Annotated in this window: 5 protein-coding genes; all 5 read right to left on the bottom strand. The window is 74.2% G+C overall.

Annotated elements, in window-relative coordinates:
* Positions 1 to 228: 228 nt before the first annotated feature.
* The 5 genes from ACIA8K_RS16335 to ACIA8K_RS16315 all read right to left on the bottom strand — a co-directional run bounded on the left by ACIA8K_RS16335 (position 229) and on the right by ACIA8K_RS16315 (position 6,394).
* A complete protein-coding gene (locus ACIA8K_RS16335) occupies positions 229 to 1,041 on the bottom strand; it encodes a helix-turn-helix transcriptional regulator (RefSeq protein ID WP_396059477.1) in 813 nt (270 codons plus the stop codon).
* 26 nt (positions 1,042 to 1,067) lie between these two features.
* Positions 1,068 to 1,778, bottom strand: coding sequence for an alpha/beta fold hydrolase (locus tag ACIA8K_RS16330; protein ID WP_396059475.1), 711 nt, complete (start codon positions 1,776 to 1,778; stop codon positions 1,068 to 1,070).
* Between the two features lie 242 nt (positions 1,779 to 2,020).
* Complete coding sequence (locus tag ACIA8K_RS16325; protein ID WP_396059473.1) at positions 2,021 to 3,172, bottom strand: type III PLP-dependent enzyme; 1,152 nt, start codon at positions 3,170 to 3,172, stop codon at positions 2,021 to 2,023.
* Complete coding sequence (locus ACIA8K_RS16320) at positions 3,159 to 4,811, bottom strand: IucA/IucC family protein (RefSeq protein WP_396059471.1); 1,653 nt, start codon at positions 4,809 to 4,811, stop codon at positions 3,159 to 3,161. The genes ACIA8K_RS16325 and ACIA8K_RS16320 overlap by 14 nt, the downstream gene beginning before the upstream one ends.
* On the bottom strand, positions 4,808 to 6,394 hold the full coding sequence (locus ACIA8K_RS16315) for an IucA/IucC family protein (protein WP_396059469.1): 1,587 nt from the start codon (positions 6,392 to 6,394) through the stop codon (positions 4,808 to 4,810). The genes ACIA8K_RS16320 and ACIA8K_RS16315 overlap by 4 nt, the downstream gene beginning before the upstream one ends.
* Positions 6,395 to 6,604 lie beyond the last annotated feature (210 nt).

The following is a 6,604-nucleotide window of genomic DNA, read 5'->3' as shown; positions in this document are numbered from 1 at the left end:
CGCCGCGGCCGGGCGCCCCCGCGGGCGCGCCCGGCGCGCGGGGCGCCCCGCCGGCCCTGGGCGGCCGCCCCCCCCCCCCCCCCGGGCCGCGCCCGGCCCGGCGCGGTCGTCCGGTAGGTGTAGATCACGCGTGCGCCGAGCCGCGATCTTTCCGGTGAGCGTCATGTGGGGCACGCTAGGCGGCGTACCCCGGCGGCGTCTTGAAGGATTGCGCACAGTCGGCAGGCCTCACCGGGAGGCGCGCCGACGGCGTACCCCCGTGGCCTCTTGAAGGATCGTGCACAGCGAGCCGGGGGTGAGCCCGGCCAGCGCGACTGACTCGCGGGTCAGGTGTGGCTGGTCGGCGTAGCCGGCGCGTGCGGCGACCGTGGCGAGCGGCAGGCCGCGCCTGATCAGTCCGATGGCGCGCTGGAGCCGGGCGATCCGCGCGATCCGGCCGGGGGAGTGGCCGAGGCGGGCGCGGCAGACGCGTTCCAGCAGGCGGCGGCTGACGCCGAGCGCGGCGGCCACCTCGGGGACCCGGGCGGAATCACGATGCAGCCGGTGCCAGGCGGCGTCCGCGAGCGTGTCCTCCGCGCCGGCGTGCGGCAGCAGCAGCCGGTCGAGCGTGGCGCAGCGCGCCTCCCAGGTCGGCGCCGCGGCCAGGCGGTCCACAAGTTCCGCGGCGCGCGTCCCGGTCACGTCGGTCAAGGGCAGAACGCCTTCGGCAAGATCAGCTGAGGGTACGGCGAGGAGCGCCGACGCCCCGGCCGGGCTCAGGCCGATCGACACGCCGTGCCCCCACCGCTCCCGTTCGCACAGCCGCCCGGCCGCGCGGGGACCGGTGACCAGCCCGGCGCCGCGGTCCACGTCGATGATGAGCACTGTGGCGGCAAGTGGCATCAGGCGGTGGGCGAGCGGTGTCGCGCCCGGCCGCCCGAAGCCGGCGTAGCCGAGAACGAGCCCCCGCAGCCCCGGATGCGCGCGTCGTGCCCGGGGCAGGCAGTCGCTTGTGGACTCCCCGAACGCGGGGACGGAGTGGAGCTGCGGTGACCCGTCCATGTCCCTCCTCGCGGCCGTCAGCTCCGTCAGATCCAGCCGTCGAGCGCGTTGAGGAAGTCGGGGACGCGGCCGTACCAGACGGTGTGGCCGGCGCCGGCGACGGTGCGGACCGTGAGACCGGCGTCGGTGAGGCGGCTGACCGCGGCGTCGTCCGGGACGTATTCGCTGGGGTCGGCCCTGATCAGCAGCGACGGGACGACCGCGACCGGCGCGAGGTCCCGGCCGACCATGCTTGCCAGCAGGTGTGCGGTGGCGGTGGTGTTCCAGAGTCGTGCCGCCTCGGTCTCGTTCCGGCGGTCCTGCTCCGGCCACCAGGGGCGTTCGCGCAGCAGTGTGTCCGGCTCGCGGGACGTCCGGCGTGTGTTCAGGTAGTCGATCGCGGCCTGGAGCCCGTGCCCGCCGTCGTTCAGCCGCTGCGGCGAGTCGACGTAGACCGCGCGCGCCGGCCGCAGCCGTGCGACAGCGGCCGCGAGGACGGCGCCGCCGAGTGAGTGGCCGACGGCCAGTTCCGGTGCGGCCGGGACGGTGCGAAGCAGCAGCTCCACGGCGTCGTCGAGGGTGTTCCCGGCGGGGGAGCGGCCGTGTCCGGGCAGGTCCACCGCGATCACCCGGTAGCCCTTGCCGGCCAGCGCGGGCCCGACCTCGTGCCAGCACGCCGAGTCGGTGATCATGCCGTGGATCAGCACGGCGACGCGCTCGCCGGTGCCCCACTCGCGCGTGTACAGGATGTTCTCCACCGCGGCAGATTACCGGCGCGTACGGTGACCGCGCCGCCCCCGTCCAGGAGTGAGTCGCAGCCCACGCCCTCCCGGAGCGACAGGTCTTCACGGACCTGACGGCGTCGCTCCGGGAGGACTCCGGGGAGAAACGTCTGCGACAAGCCCCACGTTCGGCCGGGTCCGCGCCGACCTGAGGAGTCATCTTCAACCCAGCCTCCTAGGATGCGCTTAGCGGGTGTGACGCCGACCAGCGCCCACGCTCAGACCACGATCACCTGCGGATGTGCGTGACGCAGGAAGTCATGGTGGGAGATGTCCCACCCGTAGGCGCCGGTCCGCGCGAACACCAGCACATCCCCGACCCGCAACCGCGACACGTGCACGCCCCGGGCCAGCACGTCGCGGGGCGTGCACAGCTCGCCCACCGCGTCCACCGCCACCTCCGTCACCTCCGGCCGCGCGAAGTCCCACGGCCAGGCGTCGTCCACCGGCAGCACAGTGAACGGATGGCTGTACCCCCAGGCCGCCGGCAGCCGGAAGTGGTGCGTGCCGCCCCGCAGCACCGCGAACCACCGCCCGTGCGTCCGCTTCAGGTCGACGACCTCGGCCGCGTACCACCCGGCGTCCGCGGCGAGCAGACGGCCGGGTTCGAACACCAGGTCGACCCCCGGGGGTACGGCAAGCGCCGCGAAACGTTCCCGCAGCACGGACAGGTCGATGCTCACCGCGTGGTCGGTGTAGGACACGCCGAGCCCGCCGCCGACGTTGACGTACCGCAGGTCCAGCCGGTAGCGCGCGGCCGTCGCCACCGACCAGGAGAGCGCGTCCGCGACGAACGCCGCGTACGCCTCCGCGTCGAGCGAGTTCGAGACCGCGTGCAGGTGGAACCCGTGCAGGACCACCGACGACAACGGCACGGCGAAGGCGGCGTCCAGGTCGGAGTCGGCGATCCCGAACGGTGTGGGCGTGCCGGTCATCCGGTGGCTGCCGTCCGGGCCGGCGACCGCCCGGTTGACCCGCAGCGCCGCGTCCACCCTGGTCCCGGCCGCCGTCGCGATCGCGTCAAGCCGCCGCAGCTCGAGGACGCTCTCCACGTGGATGAGCGCTCCGGCCCGTACCCCCGCCTCGAGCTCTTGATCTGTCTTTGCCGGCCCGCCGAACGCGATCCGCTGGGCGCCGGCCCGGACCGCGAGCGCGAGTTCCCCGCCGGAGGCGACCTCGAGGCCGTCCGTGGCCGCGGCAAGCGTGGTCACGACGTCGGGGTGGCCGTTGGCCTTCATCGCGTAGAGAAGCGTCGCCCCCGGCGGCAGTGCCTCCCGGACGCGCGCGGCCGCGGCTTTGAGGGCCGCCCGTGAGTACACGTAGGCGCTGACCGGCCGCTCGGCGACCGGAAGGAACTCAGGCGTGGTCATGGAGCGGGTTCCGCACCGGGTGGTGGACGTCGCCGGCGCCGGCGAGCCGCATGCGGACCAGCGCCTTGTGCGCGACGTGCGGCGCCGTGAACGCCGCGTGGTCGGCCGCGGCGCCCGGCACGGTGCGCAGCCCGTCGTAGACCTCGTCGACGACCGCCCGGACCCGCTGCCAGGCGCGCGGCTCGTCGAGATCGTGCGACCTGGTCAGCTGCACGATGATCTCCCCGAGGTGGGCCTGCAGCGCGGTGTAGCCGATCTTGGCCCGCATCGCCTCCTCGTCGTCGGTGGCGGTGACCGACCCGGGCCAGAGCGGCAGGTCGATCCCGGAGGCGAGCAGCCGGGGCCGGTGCAGTCGCAGCCCGGCGAAGTCCCGCAGCACGAGCCGGTGCGGGCGCCCGCCGAGGAACGTGGGCAGGCAGTTCTGCAGGTGGGCCTCGAGCGCGATCCCGTGCCGGGCCGCGAGCCGCAGCAGCGCCGGGAGCAGCAGCCGCGCGTAGTCCTCGACGAACGCAAGAGCGCTGCCGGGGTACGCGTCCGCGAGCCCGGCCAGGACCGTGCGCCCGGTGCGCGGGTCGATCGCGGCGAGCGCGCTGCCCGGGATCACCGTCTCACCGTCGGCGAGCCGCCCGTCGATGCCGCGGCGGAGGATGGCCGCGAGATCACGCCCCGCCGCCGGGACGGCAGTGCCCGCGGTCTCGGCGAGCAGCAGCAGCCGGTGTCCGTCCGGGTCGTCCGCGACGAGCGTGTGCAGCAGCCGGGACAGTGCGGGCCCGTTCTGGGTGCTTGCGACGGAGATGCTGCGCCGGGTGGAGGTCACCTGGATGTCGAGCGACACCTTGAGGTAGCCGCGGCTGCCGTCCGGCGCGGGCGGGAGCAGGACCGTGCGCAGTGCCGCGGTCGGGTGGACGGTGAGGGTGCCGTCGAGGGGCTGGATCGGCAGGTCCGCGTACCGGTGCCGGACGACCGCGTCCCACTGCCAGGCGTGGACCGGCTGGACGGCGTACCCACTCGGGGGTGTCGGTATGTCGTGGTGCGGCAGCTGGAGCGGCTGGCCGGCGAGCAGGTCACTGCGGACGGCGACGAACCGCATGGTGGTCGCGGGCGTCTCCAGGTCGTGGGCGAGCACGTCGGGCACGTCCCAGCCGAGCCGGGTGCGGCCGCAGGGGTGCAGGTTGTGGCCGGTGATCGCGAGCCGTTCGTAGGCGAGCGCCCAGTCGTCCGCGTCGCGTGACCCGTCGCCGATCGTGGCGGGGCGGGCGGAGGCGATGGCGAGGTTCGTTGCGGCGTTCGCGAGTTCGGCCGCGAGCGCCCAGCCGCCGGTGTCGAGAAGCGCGGCGGGCAGGAGCGTGACCGGGTCGTCGGGCATCTCGGCCGGGTCGATCTCGACGCGGTCGAACGCGTGGCGGGTGCCGCGCCCGGCGTAGCGGCTGCGCGCGTCGCCGATGTCCTCGCGGAGCAGCGCGCCGAGCAGCCGGGCGCCGACGGTCCGGGCCGCGGTGGGAATCGCGTCCCGGAAGGCGGGGAGCAGCTCGGGCGCGTCCGCGGCGAGGCCGGTGGCGGCGTGCTGGACCGCGTCCGCGAGGGTGACGGGTGCGAGGACGCAGAGGTGGTCGTGGGCGCGCCGGGCGGCGGTGGTCATCGCAGTCCTGCCATCGGGTTGTCGAGGTGGGTCCAGATGTCGTCGAGCGGGTCGGCGGCGAGTCGCATCGCGGTGGTGGCCTTGAGCGGCAGCGGCCCGTCGAAGAATCGTGCCGCGTCGCCGTCCGCGCCGCTTCCGAGCCGGGCGTAGGTGTCCCTGGCGACCGCGGCGACGTGCTTCCAGAGCAGATCAAGGGCGATGTCGTGGGTACGGGAGAGGACGGTGATCTGCTCGGCGAGCGCCCCGGAGATCGCGGAGGCGAGGAGTTTGGTGCGCAGCTCGTCCGGGTCGTCGGTGCCGAGGTCGCCGTGGAGGGTGGGTACGCCGAGCGTGAATCCGTGCTGGCGCAGGCGGGCCGGGCTGATCCTGATCCCGCCGAGGTCGCGGTAGAGGACGCGGGTGGGTACGCCGTCCCGGAGCGCGACGAGCGTGTTCTGCCCGTGTGCTTCGAGTGCGGCGCCGCGGTGGAGCATGACGAGCAGCGGCGGCAGGATCGTGGTGACGAGCGCGTGCAGGAACGCTTCGGCGTCTCCGTGGAACCCGGTGTCGACGGCCTCGGTCTGGAGGGCTGGCTGGGCGAGCGCGGCAAGCGGCAGGATGACCTCGCCGGGCGCCTGGCGGGGTGCTTCGCGGGTGAGGTAGGCGAGGCTGCGGCTGGGTTCGCCGTCGACAAGGACCGCGCCCGCGAACGTCTCGCGCAGGACGGTGAGGCCCGGCAGGTCGGTGGCGAGCGTGTGGAGCAGCACTGACACGACCGGCCCGTTGCGGACCGCGGCGGGGGAGACGGTGCGGACCGCGGAGGTCATCTGCACGTCGACCGCGGTCTTGACGTGCTGGCTGCGCCGCCCGACCGGTGCGAGCGTGCGGAGCGACATCAACGGCCGGGCCGCGCGGGTACGGCCGGTGGGCCGCAGTTCCGGGTGGTGGTCGAGGACGTGGTCGCGCTGCCAGGGGTGGACCAGCAGGATCGGGGGTCCTTCGCCGTACCACCTGTCGGCCGGGACCGCGATCTCGGCCAGTTCGACGATGGTGCGGTGCTCGGGTGCGTAGGCGAGCACCTCCTCGGTGGACAGCCCGATCCGGGTCCGGCATCCGGGGTGGATCGGGTGTCCGTCGAGCACCGACTGTTCCGCGGCAGCCGCGCCTTCCGGGTCGGCCGCGAGCTGGCTGAGCGTGGGTGTGGGGTGGGCGTCCGCCCTGGCCAGTGCGAGGTTGGCGACGGAGTTGGCGAGCTCCGTGCGGAACGTGTCGCGCATGCCGGTGAGGGTGGCCAGGTCGGCCGGGTCGGTGATCGGCCCGTCCGGCCCGTGCACCGCTTCGTCAGGCGTCGCGAACGGGGCGGTGTGCGGGCCGTGGAGCGTGACGCCGTTCGCAAGCGTCACTGTGACCCGGCCGGCGCCGGTGGTGTGTGCGTGGAGCCCCGGCACCGGTTCCCGGCCGATCGCCCCCCACAGGCGGGTGAGGATCGCCGCGCGTGCGCCCGGGAGCGCCGCGTCGTAGCGGTCCACCAGGTCGGGCCGGAGCCGGGTGAGGTCGTCGCGGGTCTTTTCCGCGTCCGGCGCGGTCGTGTGCGCGCTTGTCATCGCCTATCGGCCCCCTTCAGCTGTGCCGCCGCCATTTTCGTCCCGTACCGGGCGCGACCGGCGTGCGCCCCCAGTCTCCCCTCAAACCTAGCGTCCTAGGATGCACTACGCGGTGTGCGCCTGGCCACGTTGGTCCATCAAGTGCCTACAAGGACGGCAAAAACCGCCGCCGACCCCCAAAAAACAAGGTTTGAAGGCTTGGTGCGATCG

Source organism: Catenuloplanes sp. NPDC051500 (assembly GCF_044454585.1).
In the GTDB taxonomy this organism is placed as follows: domain Bacteria; phylum Actinomycetota; class Actinomycetes; order Mycobacteriales; family Micromonosporaceae; genus Catenuloplanes.
Note: the sequence above shows the minus strand (reverse complement) of the source record. Positions and strands in the feature narration are given on the sequence as shown.